22 protein-coding genes and 1 other RNA gene are annotated in these 19,401 nt (G+C 59.3%); 14 read left to right on the plus strand and 9 right to left on the minus strand.

Annotated elements, in window-relative coordinates; all coding sequences use genetic code 11:
* Positions 1-13 precede the first annotated feature (13 nt).
* The 3 genes from Clow_RS03215 (at position 14) to Clow_RS03220 (ending at position 2,443) form a co-directional block, all read left to right on the plus strand.
* Positions 14-1,222, plus strand: coding sequence for an esterase/lipase family protein (locus Clow_RS03215; protein WP_245625675.1), 1,209 nt, complete (start codon positions 14-16; stop codon positions 1,220-1,222).
* A 142-nt stretch (positions 1,223-1,364) separates the two neighbouring features.
* Positions 1,365-1,706 carry a BglII/BstYI family type II restriction endonuclease gene (locus tag Clow_RS12280; RefSeq protein WP_483772854.1) on the plus strand — a complete coding sequence of 114 codons (342 nt, stop codon included), beginning with the start codon at positions 1,365-1,367 and terminating at the stop codon, positions 1,704-1,706.
* Entirely contained in the window at positions 1,655-2,443 is a 789-nt protein-coding gene (locus tag Clow_RS03220) for an NgoMIV family type II restriction endonuclease (protein ID WP_082418487.1), read from the plus strand. Before Clow_RS12280 ends, Clow_RS03220 begins: the two co-directional genes overlap by 52 nt.
* Positions 2,444-3,083: 640 nt before the next feature.
* Here Clow_RS03220 and Clow_RS03225 read toward each other — a convergent pair.
* The 4 genes from Clow_RS03225 to Clow_RS03245 all read right to left on the minus strand — a co-directional run bounded on the left by Clow_RS03225 (position 3,084) and on the right by Clow_RS03245 (position 5,848).
* A complete protein-coding gene (locus tag Clow_RS03225) occupies positions 3,084-3,548 on the minus strand; it encodes a hypothetical protein (RefSeq protein ID WP_055176114.1) in 465 nt (154 codons plus the stop codon).
* A gap of 267 nt (positions 3,549-3,815) precedes the next feature.
* Complete coding sequence (locus tag Clow_RS03235) at positions 3,816-4,418, minus strand: AAA family ATPase (protein WP_055176120.1); 603 nt, start codon at positions 4,416-4,418, stop codon at positions 3,816-3,818.
* Complete coding sequence (locus tag Clow_RS12225) at positions 4,415-5,302, minus strand: tyrosine-type recombinase/integrase (RefSeq protein ID WP_082418488.1); 888 nt, start codon at positions 5,300-5,302, stop codon at positions 4,415-4,417. Before Clow_RS12225 ends, Clow_RS03235 begins: the two co-directional genes overlap by 4 nt.
* A 282-nt stretch (positions 5,303-5,584) precedes the next feature.
* A complete protein-coding gene (locus Clow_RS03245) occupies positions 5,585-5,848 on the minus strand; it encodes a hypothetical protein (RefSeq protein WP_055176125.1) in 264 nt (87 codons plus the stop codon).
* A 157-nt stretch (positions 5,849-6,005) separates the two neighbouring features.
* Here Clow_RS03245 and Clow_RS03250 point away from each other — a divergent pair, with 157 nt between their 5' ends.
* Positions 6,006-7,124: a glycerophosphodiester phosphodiesterase family protein gene (locus Clow_RS03250; RefSeq protein WP_055176128.1), complete on the plus strand. Its 1,119-nt coding sequence runs from the start codon at positions 6,006-6,008 to the stop codon at positions 7,122-7,124.
* Between the two features lie 135 nt (positions 7,125-7,259).
* On the opposite strand, the gene Clow_RS03255 is transcribed toward Clow_RS03250, so the two are convergent.
* Together Clow_RS03255 and Clow_RS03260 are read right to left on the minus strand one after the other, a co-directional pair.
* Positions 7,260-8,858: an inorganic phosphate transporter gene (locus Clow_RS03255; RefSeq protein WP_055176131.1), complete on the minus strand. Its 1,599-nt coding sequence runs from the start codon at positions 8,856-8,858 to the stop codon at positions 7,260-7,262.
* A gap of 162 nt (positions 8,859-9,020) precedes the next feature.
* The gene (locus Clow_RS03260) at positions 9,021-9,209 is read right to left on the minus strand and encodes a hypothetical protein (RefSeq protein ID WP_055176133.1); all 189 of its coding nucleotides are present in this window, start codon (positions 9,207-9,209) and stop codon (positions 9,021-9,023) included.
* 222 nt (positions 9,210-9,431) lie between these two features.
* Between Clow_RS03260 and Clow_RS03265 the strand changes: the two genes are divergently transcribed.
* Positions 9,432-10,301 (plus strand): GDSL-type esterase/lipase family protein, encoded by an 870-nt coding sequence (locus tag Clow_RS03265; protein ID WP_055176136.1) that lies wholly within the window; start codon positions 9,432-9,434, stop codon positions 10,299-10,301.
* Between the two features lie 6 nt (positions 10,302-10,307).
* On the opposite strand, the gene hisN is transcribed toward Clow_RS03265, so the two are convergent.
* Positions 10,308-11,081, minus strand: coding sequence for a histidinol-phosphatase (hisN, locus tag Clow_RS03270; RefSeq protein WP_055176139.1), 774 nt, complete (start codon positions 11,079-11,081; stop codon positions 10,308-10,310).
* Positions 11,074-11,937 (minus strand): inositol monophosphatase family protein, encoded by an 864-nt coding sequence (locus tag Clow_RS03275; protein ID WP_055176142.1) that lies wholly within the window; start codon positions 11,935-11,937, stop codon positions 11,074-11,076. Before Clow_RS03275 ends, hisN begins: the two co-directional genes overlap by 8 nt.
* Before the next feature lie 107 nt (positions 11,938-12,044).
* On the opposite strand from Clow_RS03275, the gene Clow_RS03280 reads away from it, so the two are divergent.
* The 9 genes from Clow_RS03280 to Clow_RS03315 all read left to right on the plus strand — a co-directional run bounded on the left by Clow_RS03280 (position 12,045) and on the right by Clow_RS03315 (position 18,381).
* Positions 12,045-12,563 carry a hypothetical protein gene (locus Clow_RS03280; RefSeq protein WP_211256916.1) on the plus strand — a complete coding sequence of 173 codons (519 nt, stop codon included), beginning with the start codon at positions 12,045-12,047 and terminating at the stop codon, positions 12,561-12,563.
* A gap of 105 nt (positions 12,564-12,668) precedes the next feature.
* Positions 12,669-13,778: a peptide chain release factor 2 gene (gene prfB / locus Clow_RS03285; protein ID WP_055176148.1), complete on the plus strand. Its 1,110-nt coding sequence runs from the start codon at positions 12,669-12,671 to the stop codon at positions 13,776-13,778.
* Positions 13,779-13,908: 130 nt separating this feature from the next.
* Complete coding sequence (gene ftsE, locus Clow_RS03290) at positions 13,909-14,595, plus strand: cell division ATP-binding protein FtsE (RefSeq protein WP_055176152.1); 687 nt, start codon at positions 13,909-13,911, stop codon at positions 14,593-14,595.
* Between the two features lie 18 nt (positions 14,596-14,613).
* Positions 14,614-15,516 (plus strand): permease-like cell division protein FtsX, encoded by a 903-nt coding sequence (gene ftsX, locus Clow_RS03295; protein ID WP_055176155.1) that lies wholly within the window; start codon positions 14,614-14,616, stop codon positions 15,514-15,516.
* Positions 15,517-15,561: 45 nt separating this feature from the next.
* Positions 15,562-16,059 carry an SsrA-binding protein SmpB gene (smpB, locus tag Clow_RS03300; RefSeq protein WP_055176158.1) on the plus strand — a complete coding sequence of 166 codons (498 nt, stop codon included), beginning with the start codon at positions 15,562-15,564 and terminating at the stop codon, positions 16,057-16,059.
* Positions 16,056-16,424 carry a DUF488 domain-containing protein gene (locus tag Clow_RS03305; protein WP_055176160.1) on the plus strand — a complete coding sequence of 123 codons (369 nt, stop codon included), beginning with the start codon at positions 16,056-16,058 and terminating at the stop codon, positions 16,422-16,424. Before smpB ends, Clow_RS03305 begins: the two co-directional genes overlap by 4 nt.
* Positions 16,425-16,469: 45 nt before the next feature.
* Positions 16,470-16,848, plus strand: a transfer-messenger RNA (tmRNA) gene (gene ssrA / locus Clow_RS11165).
* 79 nt (positions 16,849-16,927) lie between these two features.
* Positions 16,928-17,257 carry an antibiotic biosynthesis monooxygenase family protein gene (locus Clow_RS03310; RefSeq protein ID WP_055176352.1) on the plus strand — a complete coding sequence of 110 codons (330 nt, stop codon included), beginning with the start codon at positions 16,928-16,930 and terminating at the stop codon, positions 17,255-17,257.
* A 38-nt stretch (positions 17,258-17,295) separates the two neighbouring features.
* Positions 17,296-18,381: an alkene reductase gene (locus Clow_RS03315; RefSeq protein ID WP_055176163.1), complete on the plus strand. Its 1,086-nt coding sequence runs from the start codon at positions 17,296-17,298 to the stop codon at positions 18,379-18,381.
* On the opposite strand, the gene Clow_RS11345 is transcribed toward Clow_RS03315, so the two are convergent.
* Positions 18,366-19,142, minus strand: a complete 777-nt coding sequence (locus tag Clow_RS11345; RefSeq protein WP_211256917.1) for an MBL fold metallo-hydrolase — start codon at positions 19,140-19,142, stop codon at positions 18,366-18,368. The genes Clow_RS03315 and Clow_RS11345 overlap by 16 nt on opposite strands.
* Positions 19,143-19,401: the final 259 nt, after the last annotated feature.

Here is a 19,401-nt window from a genome sequence, read left to right on the forward strand (position 1 = left end):
TGTGGTATATGTCATGTGGTCTCTGCTTGTAGGTCTGGATCATTTCTTCTATTCTAGGATATTGCCTGTACTTGCAGGAATTTTCCTATTCTGGAAGGATGTGCGCTATCTCATGAAAGCTTTACGGCTATCGCTTGCCTGTGCTGCGGCTATAGCGACTTTTGCTGGGGGGGCGCAAGCTCTTGCTGAGCCTGGATCGAGCGAATCGGCGTTCGGCGCTGGTGGTGATGTGCTTGAGTGGACTGGCATGGGGCCGCAGGGGGAGCGTGCTGACGGTTTTGTTGATGTGATGGCAAAGCAAGGTCTCACGGAGGACATTAGCCCCTTGGGATCTAATGTGGCATGTGTGCCGCAGCCTGGAGAGAATCCCGTGATTCTTCTGCACGGGCTCAATTCCAACTCGTACCAAACTTTTGCTGCTATGGCCCCAGACCTTGCTGGTATGGGTAAGTGTGTGTATGCCTTTAACGTGGGTAAGATTTCTGGCACTCTGGAGCCGGATGGAAGCTCAGTCCTAGGATCGATTCCGATGTTTAGGGCTATGGCTCCTATCAATGATTCTCTTGCGGAGATCAGCGAAAAGATAGCCCAGGTCAAGGCCATGACTGGCGCGCAAAAGGTTGATCTCGTCGGGCACTCAGCCGGTGCTACTATCGCCACAGCTTATACGAAGCAAGTCCACGGTGAAGGTGTGGGTACGGTTGTCTCGATCGCTGGTGTTCTTCACGGTACCGGGTTGCTGGGAGTGTCCTACGGGCTTGAAAAGCTCAACGGCCTTAATGGCATGGGCAACCTTGTGACTGCTTTGATTGCCAGCCCGAGTGTGCGTGACCTGCTGCCTAATAGCGACTTCAACAAGGCCCTGCACGATGGTCCCATCGAAGTGCCCGGTGTGAAGTATGTTTCTATCGCTAGCAAGTTTGATGAGGCCGTTACCCCCTTGTCTGCGGCGCAGTACACGGATCCTGGAGCAGAAAACTATGTTCTCCAGGAAGGCTGTAGTCTGGATGCCTCTGAGCATCTTGGTATCACGTACTCGCCCCGCGCGATTGCTATGACGGCTCGAGCCCTAGGGCGCGACGTGGAAGTTCCGTGTTCCCCCATGACTGCATCCTCGGAGAACAGCTCTCCGGAGGTGGGATCGTCGAATATTGCGACGTTGCCTGGAGTTGTGGATGGTTTCAGCCCTGTCGATGAGATGTCTGCTCGTCTGTCTTCCTAGCGCTTATCGCTTTTAGCTTGCTAGCTTGCTGGCATGTCAGCAAGCTAGAATGCCAGCTTGCTAGCTAGATACTCTAGGATACATGCAGTTGACCAACTCCTATACGAGTGTCTTTCCTGAAGAGATACTGTCTCGCTACTAGATACAGGAGACGCGTAACGCTGCGACGATTTTGCAGGCTACCGAACCGTTACTATTCAACGAGCTTGTCATCGCGCTCAACGAGTTCGAGGTCATCACTGATGATCTGCTTCTCGCAGGCGGTCAGGAGTCTGGCCTCGCACGCCGTTTCAACGAGAGTTTCCGCTCACGCGGTTGGCGCGAGGCGCGCGTCTGTACAGTCGCTCTGCCCGGCGTTCCGTGTGATGCGCTCCTGCTCGTACTGTTCTCAGATTTGCCCAGTTTCAATGCCTTTACGGGCTCTTTTATCGCTTGGCACCTTCATCCTTACGCGCCATCGCCCTACATACCGCACGTCAACTAGGGGCACTCGAACTCGCAAAAAATCCTGGCCAAACAGCCGGAGGACACTTCGAAACCGCAGTAAAGAATTTCGTTGAAGCAAGCTTTCCTCACCTCTCAGCTGTTCGGCTAGGGAATTGGACTGTGCAGAACGTCGGAGGAAAACGCGCCACTGATCACGTGGCTCACTTTCACCCTTACCGGCATCTTGATGATCTAGCGCGAGCAATCGAGCTCAATAGAGAGCTGCAGTCGATCCTCGGCAATTCTTACACTGTCAGCCCGGATGTGCTGCTACTGCGTGATGCCGTGACTGACGAAGAGCTCAACTCTGGTATGGAGCAGGTCGTTGACGATCTCACAGGGCTCATGTCGCCATTCCGTGCGTCCAACGCAATTCGCCAAGACGAGCTAGCAGGCCAAATACCAAAGTTCGTCCATGCTGTCATATCTTGCAAATGGACTATGCGAAGTGACCGATCGCAAAATACGAGGTCGGAGGCCCTTAACCTCATTCGGAATCGCAAGGGTAGGACGCCACACATCGTTGCGGTTACTGCAGAGCCTTCACTGTCGCGAATTGCGTCACTGGCGCTGGGTACAGGAGACATTGACATCGTCTACCATGCTTTCCTCCCAGAGCTGATGCGCGCTGCCGAAGAGGTGGGCACCGATGATGCACAGGAGATGTTGGAGACCCTGGTCAAAGGGGATCGATTGCGAGACATCGCGGACATGCCACTTGACCTTGCGGTCTAAAGACGAAGAAGTCGACGCAAGGTTCGATGGCCACGAATTCTTCCTGTGCTTCTTCAAAGTTCATGGGTCGCCCGTTTCTCTCTTAGCTGATTCAGGGTGGTGCCCGTTGCTTTGGGGGTACGCATCCCGGATCGCTTCGCCGAACATGGTGGCAGTGGCGCTGAGGAAGTCGGGGGCGTACTGGCGGAGATCTCTCGGTTGTACCCCTTATGATGCTGCGAGTATCTTTATCCTTGCTGGCTTGCTGGCTTGCTGGCTTGCTGGCTTGCTGGCTTGCTGGCTTGCTGGCTTGCTGGCTTGCTGGCTTGCTGGCTTGCTGGCAAGGCAGCGTGGTGGATGCTGCAGTAGGTTGTGGCAGCCCCCTGGCTGTCGTGAAAAAGAGGGGGCCACGTATCCCGGAAAGGATATGTGATGTTCCTGATGAGACCAGCTGAGCGGCAGCTTCATCGCTTCTGTGGTTAGCTGCGCGATCCTGGTGGTGGTTTTCGCCTCCGCTGTGGTGGTCGAGACTGGCCACCACAGCGGAGGCGCTAGGCGCACAAGCGCCGAATATGAATCTTATATACATCATCTACGTGCTATAGACCGGAATGCGCATAAGGAAATTGCCCTCCTGTGTGGGAGGGCAATTTCCTTACTGCTATTCGGAGTCTGACATGACGTCAGCCATGTCAAGTTCTAATACCCAATCGGGGCATGGATAGAGGATTTCCTGCGGTACGCAGCCGTATTTCTCGTAGTACACGTACTTGTATCCGTGAAAACTTTTGTCGAAGGGATTTTCCCCTGGCTCTAGAGTGGGTGTTGGGATCAGGGTCCCTTCACCATTTCTTATCACTCTTTCATTATGCTCTTTTACATAATTATCTTTAGTCTCCTCTAGGATAGTTCCGGAGAATGCAAAAACCATTCCGAATAGTCCCCATAGAAAAGCAAGGAGCGCAGAAAATGGTATCATGAATATAGCTCCGACTGTGCGACTGATGATTCCCTTGCCTCGGATGAAGACGAGAAGGGGGAGACCCAGTAGTATTGCCCAGAATATGATTCCGTAGATGCTGGCGGTGGCGGAGGGGATGTCAAGAGCATGGATTGTGGTTGTCATGAACCTCGGCTCTTTTCTCTTTGGGGTGTGGCGGCGTTGATGTGTTTAGGTCTCGTTGTCATCTAGGTAATCCTCAATGAGATCGCTCAGGAGAGATTCCATCGTGATTCCCCGCATTCCTGCATGGGCTTTGAACCTGCTTCGTAGGGAAGCATCGATCCTGATGGCTAGTTTAGGACGATTGTCCTGTGCTTTAAGCATAGTGTCTTCGGCGCGTGTGATTTTCGTGGTCGGTCGCGTGCGCCGCGGAAGCATGCTGTTCATGGTCTAGGCACTTTCCTTCAGTCTCATGGGTCCTGCTATGGCATCGGCCAGGGAATCATATCCGTGTAGGTAGCCTGAAGGGTTGGTGCCCCACATGGCTTTGATTTTTTGACGAAGTGGAATCACGGTTCGGAAGGTTGGGACATGCTCGCTTTTCAGTGCGGACCTCATGTTGTTTAACGCATTGGTGCCTAACCGTGCGCTGGTGATGAGGACTCGCACGGTCTTATCCCCTGCTAGAGCGAGCGTGTCCCACATGCGGTCCACTTCAATTTCGCTGGGACTGGTGGGGATGATGATCTCGTCGGCCACCTTGATTGCTGTGTTGATGGCGGCAGTTCCACCAGGCGGACAATCGATGAGGACGTAGTCGGTGTTCGTGTGGATACGGGTGAGGGTCGTCGGATTGGCCACTGTGACGGAGAAGTGTAGGGGGTTGCCATTCTCTGCGGCTTGGGCCTCCCACTCGGATGCGGACCCTTGCGGGTCGGCATCGTAGACTGTGACGCTATATCCGAGACGGGTGAGTGCGGTTGCGAGGAGGATTGTGGTGGTTGTTTTACCTGTGCCCCCTTTAAGGTGGCAGATGGTGATGATGGTGCTCATGATGTTTTCTCCTGTTGTGGTTCTGGGCAGCTGAGTCGAATTTCTGTGGCAGTAGTGATTTTGTGCAGGCTGCTCGGTGCGACTTTGGTGTATCGGCGGGTGGTTTCTAGTGAGTTGTGTCCTAGTGCTTCTTGTACGGCGAGGATGTCATGTGTTGCGTGGTAGGCGTGTGTGGCGAATCGATGGCGTAGGGAATGGAGGCTCCAGCCTTCGGGTAGTGCTTTGGAGGCGATGATCCCAATTCTCCCCGGTGAGAGGTGTCCGTTGATTGCTCCGGGGAAGAGCCAGTGCTGGGTCGGTCCCATGAAGGTGGTGATGGCCTGATGTAAGGAAGGGGTAAGGGGGATAGTTCGGATTTTGTTTCCTTTTCCATGGACGGTGAGGTAGTGGTGGCCTTCATGGGTGACGATGTCGTCCCGGTGTACCACTGCGATCTCTGACCTGCGTAGTCCTGCTTCTGCGGCGAGTCGTAAGATGAGGCTTGTTCGAGGGTTATCGGTGAAGAGTGCTCCTGTGAGTTCTCCTTCTGGTATCGGTCGAGGTGTTCCTGTGGTGCGCCGAACCGAGGGCAGTATCTCTGTCGGGTTGTTTTCTGCCTGGTACCATTTGCATCTCCAAGTGAAGAAGGCGCGGGCTGAGGTGTATAGAGCGTGGCGGCTTTCCGGAGACCAGTCGCGACTGCCTGACCAGAGGATGATGTCTCTGGAGGTGACCAGGTGTGGGGGTGTGGTGATGGATCGTGCGATATAGCGTAGGTGGCGGATCCGTGTGTCGATAGATCGGGGACTGAGGGCGGAAGCTCGCAGGTAGATTTCCCACTCGCGGAGTTCATTCTTCCATGCATTGGGAATGCCGAGTGGGTATGGGCTGTCTGATATAAGCATGTGATAATCATTACTCCTATCGTGCCTACGGGCGAGGTCTTTCTGTCAAACTTCTTTGCCAGCTTGCTAGCAAGGAAGCATGCTGGCATGTCGGCAAGCTAGCAAGCTAGAATGCCAGCTTGCCAGCTTGCTAGCTTGATACCCCGGAGGTCGTAGGTTCGAATCCTGCCCCCGCTACTAGGAAATATCCCCTGACCAGCAACTATGTTGGGCAGGGGATATTTCTATGTTTGGCCTGTGCGCTGGAATGTCCCTTTAGGGCTTATTTTTCTTTTATAGTCTCTAACCGTGGAAGTGCTCCACTACGATGCTTTTAATAACATCATTTGGAGACTGGTTGGTATCAAGACAAACTTGAATAATGGCAGCGCGTATCTCTTGGGGAAAATGATGGAGCATGGAGGCTGGTCCCTCTAGCCATGCGTCGGGAGCAATGTCGTAGCCTGCTTCGGCTTCGGTAACCATGTCATCTAGTTCTTCCTGCGTGAAACCACTAATGTGGTCTCCTACTTTGTAGGAACTATCGGGAGTGATGTTGAGGTTCATGCCTTGTTCTTTCTATTGCGGTACTGAGACTTAGCTTCATATCGTGGATAGGGCAGCGATATATCCAATGTAGAACCATGTAGGCGTCCAGTGGCTTAGCAGCAGACCTTCCCCGTTCACCCAGCCAAACACCTCCACTCTTGCTAACGTGCTGGCTATGTCACGATTCTTCTCCCGCGTCACCGCATTGACCGCCACCGCCCTTATCACCCTGAGCACCGGAACCGCTGCCACCACCGCTCACGCAGCCAGCAGCACCCCGGTGATTCCCGGCCTCCCCGCACTCCCGAGCCTCCCGGCTCTTCCCGGAGCAGACTTTGGTTACAGCCCCTATCTTCCGGTTGGTTCCAGCGCACCCTACGCCCAGCCCCAAAACCAGGCCCAGCCGCAAGAAGAGCCCACCCCCTTCGACCTCCAAGCCCACCGCGGCGGGCGAGGGGAGTACACGGAGGAGTCTGCCACCGCCTTCGAGAGCGCCGTGGCTCAGGGGGTGAGCACCTTGGAACTCGATATTGTGGTGGCCGAGGACGGCACCCCCGTGGTTTGGCATGACCCGGTGGTCCAGGAAGATAAGTGTTCCGATACCGCCCCGGCCACCCCCAATGATCCGGAGTTTCCCTATGTGGGCAAGGACGTCAATAAGCTCAATTGGGCGCAGTTGAGCACCCTGAACTGCGATAAGAAGCTGGAGGCTTACCCCGAGCAGCAGCCGGTGGTGGGCAATAAGATGATTCGGCTGAGCGATGTTTTCGCCATTGCGCAGAAGGACCCGGCCATGCGCTTCAATATTGAAACGAAGATTGAGGCGGAAAACCCGGAGCAGTCGGCCACCCCGGAGGAGTTTGTGGCCGCCATTTTGCCGGTTATCCGCGAGCATAACGCCGTGGAGCGCAGCACCATTCAGTCCTTTGATTGGCGCTCCCTGCCGCTGTTCAAAGAGCAGGAGCCGGGTTTGACTTTGGCAGCGCTCTACGATGAGACCACGTGGAAAGAAGATTCTGCCTGGATTGCCCCGATTGATTATCGGGAGGTAGGTGGGGACGTAAATGCGGCGGCAAAGCAGCTCGGCGTGCAGATTCTCTCCCCGGATTACACGATGCTCACTGCTCAGTCCGTGGTGGAGTCCCAGGAGCAGGGCTTGCAGGTGCTTCCCTGGACGGTAAATGAGGCCGCGGATATTCACCTTATGCTGGATTATGGTGTGGATGGCCTCATTACCGATTATCCGGGCCGCGCATTGTCCATCCTCAATGAACGGGGCATAGCGCTACTTTAGGCAATAGGCACCCCGCTGAGGTATTCCCACGGGAGTATCCCACCAGAAAAGTAGAGTCATCACCGCCAAGTAGCACAAAAGAACGGCGCAAAAAGAAAAGCGGGGCCTAAGCCCCGCAGTTCCGCTTAAGCGGAATTAGCCGAAGATGGCTTGGAGAATCACCACGCTCACCGCGCCCACACCGGCGGCTGCCGGAATGGTAATCACCCAGGCCAGGGCGATGGGCTTCATGAGATTCCAGTTGGCGGCGCGATTGACGATGCCCACGCCGAGTACCGCGCCGATGAGGATGTGGGTGGAAGAAACGGGCAGGCCAAGCAGGGAGGCGCCCATCACCACGGCTGCGGCGGCAAGCTCCGCAGAGAAGCCAGAGGCCGGGTGCATCTTGGTCAGGCCGGAGCCCACGGTGACGATCACGGTGCGGCCGATGAACCAGAGGCCACACACCAGGGCGATGCCGCAGGCGAGCAGCAGCGCGGGGGGAACCTCGGCCTTGGAGTTGATCTCGCCGGTCTTGAGCACGTCAAGCACGGCGGCAAAGGGACCAACGGCGTTGGCGATGTCGTTGGATCCGTGAGAGAAGGCAAAGGCCGCGGCGGTAAATACCTGCAACCAGGAGAAGAGCAGGAAGGTGGACTTATCGAGGTCTTGGCGCTTCAAGGTGCGGGCAAAGATGAATACGGCCATCCACACGGCGGCACCGATCATGCCCATGATGAGGAAGTTGCCCACGTTGTCGATGTTCAGGTGCAGGTTTTTCAGGCCCTTGAACAGCATCATGGCGGTGATGATGATGGCGCCGAAGGCTGCTAGCAGGGGCACCCAGCGCTCTAAGGCGCGGTGCGCCTCGACGTCGTCGGCCTTGGCTTCGATGTCGTAGAGCTCGCGGTAGTAGTCGGATTCCAGATCATCGCGGGTGTAGTTGCCGCGCTGGGTGGTCACGGCGTCGCGCGCCATAGCGTTGGTGTAGGAGATCTGCTGAATCTCGCTGAGCCGCTCGAAGGATTCCTTGTGGCGGTTCTTGAGTTCAAAGCGCTCTTGCTTGATGGCGCGCAGTTTGCGGTCGGCCTCCTCGTTGTACACGAGGATGCCGCGCTTGATGGTGCCAAAGAGAAAGTACGCGGCCACGCCGCCGAGCACGGGGGAGAGGAACCAGGAAATAACGATCTGGCCGATCTGATCCCACTGCACCATCTCCCAGCCGCCGCTGTGATCGCGGAAGCCCACGCACAGGGCCGCGCCGACGATACCGCCCACGATGGAGTGGGTGGTGGACACCGGCCAGCCCATGCGGGTGGCCACCAGGAGCCAGAGGGCGGCGCCCAGCAGGGAGGACATCATGATGTACACGAAGGTCATCGGCTCCATGCCGGTGGAGTCGAGATCGACGATCCCGGAGCGCACGGTCTCCGTCACGTCGCCACCGGCGAGGATGGCACCGCCAACCTCAAAGACGGCGGCGATCATCAGAGCCTGTTTCATCGTGAGCGTTCCGGCGCCCACGGAGGTACCAAAGGAGTTGGCCACATCGTTACCGCCGATGTTAAAGGCCATGAAGAAGCCAAAGACGATGGTGAGGATGAGCACCCCGTAGTGAATGGATTGGTCGACTTCCCCAATCGCCCACAGGACAAAGGTGCCAAAGGTTACTGCGAGTAGAAGCCCAAAGGAAAGATGCCACCATTTGTCGCCGGTGGCGGTTTGTGCGCTTTGTGGAGCCGCCGCTTCAGACATAATAGAAAAAGTCCTCGGTGTAAGAAGGTATTTCATGTATGCTCTTTTGTTCTTTAGCAACAAAGCGTGAAGAACGTTGAGCCAGTCACATATTTATAGAGGGTTAAGGTAAACGCGGAGTTAACCAAAAAGTCTAGATATTAAAAATCGCGTGTCCCGCACCTAGAGGAGGGGAACGAGGCGGGAGGCCAGGGGGATGAGGTTCTCGATGAAGTACAGGGCATTGGCTGCCGACGACCCCTCCACGGTTGCCGTGCTGCCGGTGGCAAGGGCCGGAATGGGGATAAGGCTACTGAGGGATAGGGCAATGGCGGCCAATGCAACCACGCCGAGAAGGGGAGGGGGCTTCATGGGGTTTCCTGAGCGCTAGATGGGGGTAAGGAACTCTCATGATTCTAAGGCTAAAGGTCTGCTTGGCTCAATGCGCATGTGGCAGATGTGGCTAGAGTGACATTTTTTCGGTTCGGGAAACGCGGCATCGTCCGAGGTAAAGGCGCCTTTTTCGAGAAAGCCGGTGCTAAGGTCTGGCCTAAGGCTGGCTGATTGCCGTAGAAGAGCACTAGGCTGTGCTGCGTGCATACGTTCTTTTCCCTCTTGAAACGTCGGGCCGGAGTTGCCGCCGGGCTCTTCGCGGTAGCCTCATCGCTCGCCGCTCCGGCCGCGAGCGCCGCCCCGGCGGGCAATATCGTCACCCTGGGCGATTCCTTTACCGCCAATCCCTCGGCGCTGTACAAGAACTTCGGTGGAGTCGTGCCGGGCCTGGTTCCGGAGGACTACCCCAATCAAGAGGGCTGCCTCCAAGCCCCGGATAACTGGCCGCGCCTTGTGGGTCAGCAGGTGGGTGCCGCGGTGGCGGATTGGTCCTGCACCGCACAGACCTCCCGCACCATGTTGGGCCGCCTGGATCGCGCGATAGCCACGGGCGATCTGCACGCGGAAACCCGCGCTGTGGTCATGGCCATCGGCATGAATAACTTTGGCCCCTTTGGCGTGAAAGATGGCACCAACCCCCTCGACGGCCCCAGCCATCGCCAGGCCTTCCTGGACGATATTCGGACCGCCACCCAGCGCATCCGCGAGGTAGCCCCGGAGGCCAAGATCGTGCTCTCCGGCATGCCCTCGGTATCCACGGGGCCTTCATTCTGTGCGGTGAATATCCACCCGGATAATCCCGGCCTAGTACCGGGCGGCACTCATATCCCGCTGTTGGGCGAGGTGGAGGATGAAAACTCCTCGCGTCAGGCCCAGGCCGCCGCGGAAAACGGCCTTACCTTTGTGAACCTGCGCGATAGCACCAGGGATAACGGCACCTGCGCGCCCAAGGATTCCGAGCGCATGGTGGCCGGAATCGTGGACTTCACCAGCCCGCAGTGGAATATCGTGTTCCATCCCACGGTGGTGGGTTCGCACTTCATGGCCGATCAGATCGCCCCGCACGTTTAAATAGGCCTAAGCCCACAGCGCCGCCAAGACCTCCTCGTGCAGGATTCCATTGGTGGCCACGGCATTGCCGCCGTGCGGCCCAGGGGTGCCGTCGAGGGCGCTAAACCGTCCCCCGGCCTCCATGACCAGGCAGGAGAGGGCGGCCAGGTCCCATAGCGATACCTCGGGCTCGGCGGCGATGTCCACCGCCCCCTCGGCCACCAGGCAATAGGAGAAGAAGTCGCCATAGGCGCGCAGCCGCCAGGTGCGCTCGGTGAGCGCCAGGAAGGAATCGCGCAGGCCCCGCTCCGCCCACCCCTCCAAGGAGGAAAAGGAAAGGGAGGCATCGCTGAGGTCGCTCACCTGGGAAACATGCAGGCGGGTCGGTTCGCCCCCGGCAAAGGTGCGCCAGGCCCCCTCATCGGTGGCGGCGTACCAGCGCCGGGCCAGCGCCGGGGCGGAGATCACGCCGAGGGTGGGGTGGCCGTCGATAAGCAAACTAATGAGCGTGGCCCACACGGGCACCCCGCGCACGTAGTTTTTGGTGCCGTCGATGGGGTCGATGATCCACTGGCGGCCCTGGAAAGAGGGGGTACCGCCGAACTCTTCCCCCAGCACGTCATCCTCGGGGCGTGCGGCGGCGATCAGGGAGCGCAACTCGCGCTCGCAGGCGAGGTCGGCATCGCTGACCGGCGTCATGTCCGGCTTGGAACTCACCGCGAGGTCGGAGGCCTCGAAGCGGGACAGGGTGATGGCGTCGGCGGCGTCGGCAAGGCGCAGTGCGAGGTCAAGGTCATTCATGGGTGGCCTCCAAGAGGGTAGCGATGTCATTAACGGCGGCGGCATTACCCGCAATATGCCAGTTCACCCCACCGGCGCTGACCACGCGGGTGCTGCCGCCAGCCCCTTCCACCAGCGCCTTGCCTGGCAACCAATCCCAGGCGGGCACGCTGTGCTGCACCCAGGCGCCCAGGCTGCCATCGGCCACGCTGGCGAGGTCCACGGAACCCGCGCCGAGCATGCGCAACGTGGCCGCCCCTAGGGCCGCGGCCTGCCAGGCGGCGCGCACCTCCGGCTTGGCCATCCAGGTGGGGTGCAGGTAAGTGGCGAGGCTGATCTCCGCCAGGGGGGTATCGCGCAGCGTGGCGACGCCCTCCTTATCCCGCGTGGTGGGCAGCTCCGGCCCGCCGCACCAGGTATAACCCATCGCGGGACGGTGCACCGCGCCCAGAATGAGCCGGGTGGGGTCCTGGGGCGAGCCCTCCACCAGCGCCAGGGCGGAGCACCAATAATCCGAGCCGGAGGCGAAGTTATAGGTGCCGTCCACGGGGTCGATCACCCAGGTGCGGCCGCTGCGGCTTTCGCGCGCGGCGCCCTCCTCGCCCAGCAGCCCATCCTCGGGGCGCAAGAGATTCAGCACCTCAGCCACGAAGCACTCGGCGGCGCGGTCGGCATCGGTGACCACATCGGTGCGCGAGGTCTTGTAATCGGTGGTGATTCCGCTTTCCCTCATGCGCCAGGCCAGGCGTCCGGCATTAAAAACGAGCGCGGTGGCAAGGTGCTCGTCGGGGTCCTCGGCGTGCGCCACGGCAAAGGTCTTGGCCAGGGCGTCCACCATATCTTCTAGGCTGGCGGGCTGTTCTGTGGGTTTCGTCATGGTCTCTATTGTGCCCCAAGGCCGTGGCGGCGTCGGGTGAGGCACAGCCGTGATGTTTTCTCGTAACACCCTTGACGGCACCGGATTCCTTGGCAACCATGATTCTCATGGATTACCCCAGCGTGTTCCTCTCCATTCTCCTCGTGTGTGCCCTCCCCGCGGCGATGGCGGCGGCTCTCATAGCCTTCTACCGCGTGGCGGAGCACAAGAACCCAGAGCGTTGGGATACGAGCACGGGGCCGCAGTGGTGGGCGGTGCTGCTCCTCGCCCTGCTCAGCGGGGTGATCTGGATGATCGCCTGGTACTCCTGGGGCGGTGGGGCCGCGCGCAATTCCTATCCGCTTTGGCAGGTGCTCGGCTCGGTGGCCTGCGTGGTAGCCGGCACCGTCGGGCTGGGTTTCTGGGCGCGGTGGCGGCTCAGCGGCCCCCTGAGCGCGGCGGTGGGCACGATGATCGGGGTGTGCCTGGCCTTTGGTTTTGGCGAGGTTGCCCAGGATTCTACCGGGCAATCGGCGGCGGGGCTTCTTCTTCTCGCCGCTGGCGGCGGGTTGGGGCTTTTCCTGGTGAGCCTGGCGGTGACGGCCCTGCGTGTGCACGGCGTGCCTGCGCCGAGCAGCACCGAGTGAGTACTGAGCGGTACCGAGTGAGTGCTGCGCGGCATCGGCAGCCCCTGTGAGCGGCGAGGCAGGCTACCGCAAGATGGGGGAGGGGAGCCGGTAGAATAAATACCCATGCGACCGGAAATTACGTCAGATCTTCAGGCCCTTGACTCCACGCTGACGACCATCGAGCGCGTGATGGACCCCGAGGAGATGGCGGCGCGCGTCCGCGAGCTAGAGGCCCAGGCCGCAGATCCGAGCCTGTGGGATGACCCCGAGCATGCTCAGGGGGTGACCACGGAATTATCTAATGTGCAGGCGAGATTGCGCAGGCTCAAGGATCTGCGCAGCCGCCTGGACGATCTTCCGGTGATGTACGAGCTGGCCGAGGAGGAAGAAGGCGGCCTGGACCTGGCGGATCAGGAGCGCGCCGATCTGCGCGAGGCCATCGAATCCCTGGAAGTAAAGACCATGCTTTCCGGGGAATACGATGCCCGCGAGGCCGTGATTAATATTCGCTCCGGCGCGGGTGGGGTGGACGCGGCGGACTGGGCGGAAATGCTCATGCGCATGTATATCCGCTGGGCGGAAAAGAACGAACATTCCGTGGACGTGTACGACATCTCCTATGCCGAGGAAGCCGGCATTAAGTCCGCCACCTTTGTGGTGCACGGCGATTACATGTACGGCCAGCTCTCCGTGGAGCAGGGCGCGCACCGCCTGGTGCGTATCAGTCCCTTCGATAACCAGGGGCGCCGCCAGACCTCCTTTGCGGAGGTGGAGGTGCTGCCGGTGGTGGAGCAGACCGATCACATCGAGATTCCAGAAACCGAGGTGCGCGTGGATGTGTACCGTTCCTCGGGGCCGGGAGGACAGTCGGTGAACACCACCGACTCCGCGGTGCGCCTCACCCACATTCCCACGGGAATCGTGGTGACCTGCCAAAACGAGAAGTCGCAGATTCAAAACCGCGCCTCGGCCATGCGGGTGCTCCAGGCAAAGCTGCTGGAACGCAAGCGCCAGGAAGAGCGCGCGGAGCTCGACGCCCTGGGCGCCGGAGGCAATGCCTCCTGGGGCAATCAGATGCGCTCCTACGTGCTGCACCCCTATCAGATGGTCAAGGATCTGCGCACCGGCTACGAGGTGGGAGACCCCTCCAAGGTGCTCGATGGCGATATTGATGGTCTCCTGGAATCCGGTATCCGCTGGCGCATGGCCCAGCAGCAGGAGGAATCGGCGTAACAGCACGGGGCTTATCGACGCCGCTCCGGGGTGAGGTCGCAGGCGGTGCGGTGGGGCGCGCCGGGCATAAACCTTTCACTTTCGCCACAGGCGTTTCATATGTCCTGGGAGTTCGCTACACTCATCAAACGTGATTACGTTCGACTCCGTCACCAAGGTCTACAAAACCTCCACCCGGCCCGCGCTCAATAAGATCTCGCTCAAGATTCCGGCGGGGGAGTTCGTATTCCTCATCGGTCCCTCCGGCTCGGGCAAGTCCACCTTCCTGGAACTGCTTATTCGGGAGGAAACGCTCACCTCCGGCAATATCCACGTGGGCGATTTCCACGTGAATAAGCTGCGCGGCAAGCAGGTTAACGAGCTGCGCCGCAGCATCGGCTACGTATTCCAGGATTTCCGCCTGCTGCCCAAGATGAGTGTGTATGACAACGTGGCCTTTGCCCTGGAGGTCATTGGCACCAAGCGCCGCGAGATTGATAAGTCCGTGCCCGAGACCCTGGAACTGGTGGGCCTGGCGGCCAAGGCCAACCGCATGCCCGGCGAACTCTCCGGTGGCGAGCAGCAGCGCGTGGCGATCGCGCGCGCCTTCGTGAATCGGCCGTCGGTTTTGCTTGCCGACGAGCCCACCGGCAACCTCGACCCCGATACCTCGGACGGGATCATGAACCTGCTCACCCTCATTAACCGCACCGGCACCACCGTGATCGCCTCCACACACAACGCCCGCGCCGTCAATGACATGCGCCGCCGCGTGATTGAACTCAAACTCGGTGACCTCGTGCGCGATGACGCCCACGGCGTGTACGGCGAGCGATAAGAAAGGCATAGCCACGAGATGAATACCGGATTCGTGTTCCGCGAGGCCTTCAAGGGCCTCGGCCGCAATATCACCATGACCATCGCGTTGGTGATTACCACCGCGATCTCCCTGGCCCTGCTAGCCACCGGTTTCCTGGTCACCCACATGACCTCGGAAACCAAGCAGATTTACCTCGATCGCGTGGAGGTGATGATCCAGCTCGACGAGGAGATTTCCGCCAAGGATGAGACCTGTAGCTCCGATGAGTGTCAAGAGGTCTACGAGGCTCTCGACGGAGCGGAGGGAGTGGAGTCCGTCAAGTTCCGCTCCCGCGAGCAGTCCTATGAGCGATTCGTGGAGGTCTTTCAAAACACCGACCCCGAGTTGGTGAAGGAGACCGATAAGGACGCCCTGCCCGCCGCCCTGCACGTGCGGCTGACCGACCCGTTGGATACCACCCCCTTGGAGGCCGTGGAATCCATGAGCCAGGTCTCCGAGATTGTGGATCAGGTGGACGATCTTCAAGGTGCCACGGATAACCTCGATTCCGTGCGTAACGCCACCTTCCTGCTCGCCGCCGTGCAGGCCGTGGCCGCCATCTTCCTCATCGCCAACATGGTGCAGATCGCGGCCTATAACCGCCGCGATGAGATAGCGATTATGCGCATGGTGGGTGCCTCGCGTTGGTACACCCAAGCGCCCTTCGTGATCGAGGCCGTCATTGCCACGCTCATCGGCGCGGCCTTCTCCACCCTGGGACTCTTCTTGGGCAAGGCCTTCGTGGTGGATAAGGCGCTCTCCGGGTTGTACGAGGCCCGCCTGATTGCCCCCGTGACCAGCGGCGATATTTGGTGGGTGGTGCCGGGCGTGGTGCTTGTGGGTGTGATCTTTGCGGCGCTTACCGCCCAGATCACCCTGCGCTCCTACGTGCGTAAGTAGGCCATATGTGCCCGGTTTGCACGCCGGGGTAGCATTGCTAACACTATGGCCAAGAAGAAGAAAAAGAAGGTGGTGGGCGGCGCCGGGGTGATCGCCAGCAATCGCAAGGCCCGGCACGATTACACCATTCTGGAAACCTACGAGTGCGGCATTGCGCTCGTGGGCACGGAGGTGAAATCCCTGCGCGAAGGCAAGGCCTCCCTGGTGGAGGCCTTCGCCACCGTGGACGACGGCGAGGTATGGCTGCGCCACCTCCACATTCCCGAATATTCCCAGGGTTCCTGGACCAATCACTCCCCGCGCCGCGTGCGCAAACTCCTGCTGCACCGCCGCGAGATTGATTCCATCATGGGCAAGGTGCGCGATGGCCGCAAGACCCTCGTGCCGCTCTCCCTGTACTTCAAGGGTGGAAAGCTCAAGGTAGAGCTGGGCTTGGCGGAGGGCAAGCAGGCTTACGATAAGCGCCAGAGCATCAAGCGCCGCACCGAGGAGCGCGAGATCGTGCGCGACCTGGGCCGCAAGATTAAGGGTGTGCATGCGTGAGTATCACGCCGGTGAAGGTGCATGACCTTATCGCGGAGCGCGCGGACGCTCGTGGCAGCATAATTCTGGTGGATCGGCTGTGGCCGCGTGGGGTAGCCAAGAAGGATCTTGCCCTCGACGCCTGGCTTGCCGACGCCGCCCCCAGCCCCGACCTTCGCCGCTGGTTCGGACACCAGCCGGAGCGCTTTGAGGAGTTTGCCCGCCGCTATCGGGAAGAATTGGGGGAGCCTAACCCGGCGGTGGAGAAGTTGCTTTCCTTTGCGCGGCAGGGGGACCTCACCCTGCTCTATGCGGCGCGGGATAGGGATTGCAACCACGCGGTAGTGCTCGCACAGTGGCTTGCCCACGAGGTCTCTCGGGGGTAGGGTGAGTAAATCGCAAAGAATAGGCACGACCCACTTTGCGGCAAAGGGGCCGATCTTTGGTTTCGACTCCGCGAATCTCATCAGGGGAAGCGTGCCGGTGCAGGCTAGAGACCACCGTTAAGCGTCGTAGCACACTGATAAGCGCCGAGAACACTCAGCGCGATTACGCCCTCGCTGCCTAATTAGCGAGCGCGTGTCTGTCAGCCCGGGGATAGTCCCTGCCCCGGAACCTGGCATCGACTAAGGGACTTGCTTTAAGGCTGCGTCAGCGGGGCCTTAAAGGACACCTACCGCCGACTGGGCTCATCATCTGGACGTGTTCGTCCGATCCAGAGAGCCGAGCAGAGATTCCGCGCGAACTGCGCACGGAGAAGCCCTGGTGAGGTCTCGGAGGACCCGGGTTCGATTCCCGGCGGCTCCACTGATTAAGCCCCTGAGCAAGTATTTCTTGCTCAGGGACTTTCTGGTTTAGGGCTTTTGTGGGGTTGGCTATCCTGGTGCCCATGAGTATCACCGTGAATATCTACTACTCGGGTGTGGCAGGCGCGGCTCGGAAGTTTGCCGAGGAGATGGAGCGCAGCGGTACCGCCGCCAAGATTAGGGCTGAGGCAGGAAATCTCCGCTATGAATACTTTGTTCCCCTTGACGCCCCGGAGACGATTCTTCTCATTGATTCCTGGGAGAATCAAGAAGCCATTGATAAGCACCACGCTTCGCCCATGATGGACGTTATTGCGCGGCTGCGGGATAAGTACGACCTGCACATGAAAGTGGAGCGCTATATCGGTGATGATACAGCCCCCGAAAGCGATGCCGAATATATCCGTGACTAGCGGGGAATAGGCGTGGGGTGGGCTTTGTTGTACCGCACATGACTTCATTGTTTGAGCCCTTCAAAATTGGCCGCTACACACTGAATAACCGCATTACGATGGCTGCTTTGACCCGCCAGCGCGCAGGCCGCAGCGGTGTGCCCGTGGAGATGCACGCGGAGTACTACGCGCAGCGTGCCTCCGCCGGTTTGGTGGTCACGGAGGGGACCTTCCCCGCGGTGAGCAGTCGCGCTTTTCCGGGGCAGGCGGGCGTCGAAACGCAGGAGCAACAGGACGGCTGGACGCGGGTAGCTCGGGAGGTGCACGAGCGTGGCGGGCTACTTTTCATGCAGGTCATGCACGGTGGTCGCATGTCGCACCCGGATCTGCTGGAGGGGCAAGCCCCGGAGGCACCGAGCGCTATCGCCTCCGGAACTCAGGTGCACACCTTCGATCACAAGGTGGATGCGGCCGTGCCGCGTGCTTTGGAGGCGGAGGAGATGCCGCGCATCGTGGAGGAGTTCCGGGCGGCGGCGCGCAGGGCTATCGACGCCGGGCTGGACGGCGTGGAGATTCATGGTGCTAATGGCTATTTGCTGCACGAGTTTTTGGCGCCTTCCTCCAATCAACGCACCGATGAGTTTGGCGGTAGCCCGGAAAATAGGCGCCGCCTGCCGGAAATGGTGATCCGCTCGGTAGCGGAGGAAATTGGTGCGGACCGCGTGGGATTACGTCTTTCCCCCGAACACAATATTCAGGGCGTTCTGGAAAATGATTCTGATGATGTTCTTGCTACCTATCGAGGACTGCTAGAGGGGATTAGCGACCTTAAATTGGCGTATGTATCCCTCCTGCATAAGGACGCGATTACCTCGGAACTTATCGGCGCCCTGGTGGAGGCCGCGCGGTCTAATGGGGAAACCAAGGTGATTCTTAATACCGGTTTTGCCACGGTCACGGATAAGGCAGAGGCGGAAGAACTGCTGGCCAGCGGCCGTGCCGATGCCGTGGCGGTGGGGCGCGAACTTATCGCCAACCCGGATTTGGTGCGCCGCTGGGAGGAGGGGCTGGCGCTGAACACCCCCGACCCCGCCACCTTCTATGCCAGTGGCCCGCGCGGTTATACGGACTACCCGAGCGTATAAATACCAGGAAGAACCTCGGGGTCATGATTGACAAATAGATGCTTGACCCGAGGATCTTGTTGGGCTGCCCGAGCCCAATCTAGAGATTGTGAGGCCATTGCCTTATCCACCACCACGGATGGGCGCAGCCCCTCGTCGAACGATGGGCGACCATATCCTACATCGCTACCAAGAATCACTACCTCGCGCGGGTCGTCGCCAAGCACTGATGTTTCCTGTGGAGATACCTCTGTGTTGCCGCGGATAACCGTGGCGCAAAGTCCCCAAGAGTGTCCTGGCACATTGACCATAAGAATCGAACCATCGCCAAAGACGTCCCAAGAACGCTGAAAGGGGCCAAACCGGGTATCCCAATTGAAGGTTTGCAGATCAACCCCGGACCACTCATGGGGGAGGTAACGGGCGCGATCTTTCTCCGTGGCTCGTAACTCGGTGGCAGAAACCATGATGCGGGGTGCCTCCCGCACGAGGCGTAGCCCGTCGGCATGATCGCAGTGAAGATGGCTCATAAGAACAATATCGAGATCGCGCGGATGAATACCCCGCTCCTCTAATTGCTCGCTGATGGCGGCCCTTCGGGGTGCCTTGTTTATCGGGTTTGCGTATCTGCCCGGCACGGGTTCGATTGACGGTGTGCCAACCGGTGTCAATGAGGGCAAGCCCGTGCGCTGATTCAATGAGATAGCAAGATACTGGCGCGGCGATGATGTGCTGCTTTTTGCGGCCGACGTGCGTCCAAGCAAGAGGAGGATCAGACTCACGGTGGTAGGGGAGGGCTTCGTCAACGATGACGGTGCCCGTATGGAGAACTTCGATCTTGGTAGTCACGGGCCTAAGTATGTCAGAAGGTGTTGTTAGATGCTTATTGGTGAGGTTTGAAAATGCCTTTTGAGCTGGGTGTTTGTGTGGTGGTGGGGTGGTGTGTAAATTAGTGCGAGTCGCCGCGACAAGGCCCACCCCACACAATCAGGGGTGATCGCCGTGTGGTGGTTGTGTTGTGTGAGAACTCGATAGCGTACC

Origin of the sequence: Corynebacterium lowii (genome assembly GCF_001412085.1) — a bacterium.
GTDB classification, from domain to species: domain Bacteria; phylum Actinomycetota; class Actinomycetes; order Mycobacteriales; family Mycobacteriaceae; genus Corynebacterium; species Corynebacterium lowii.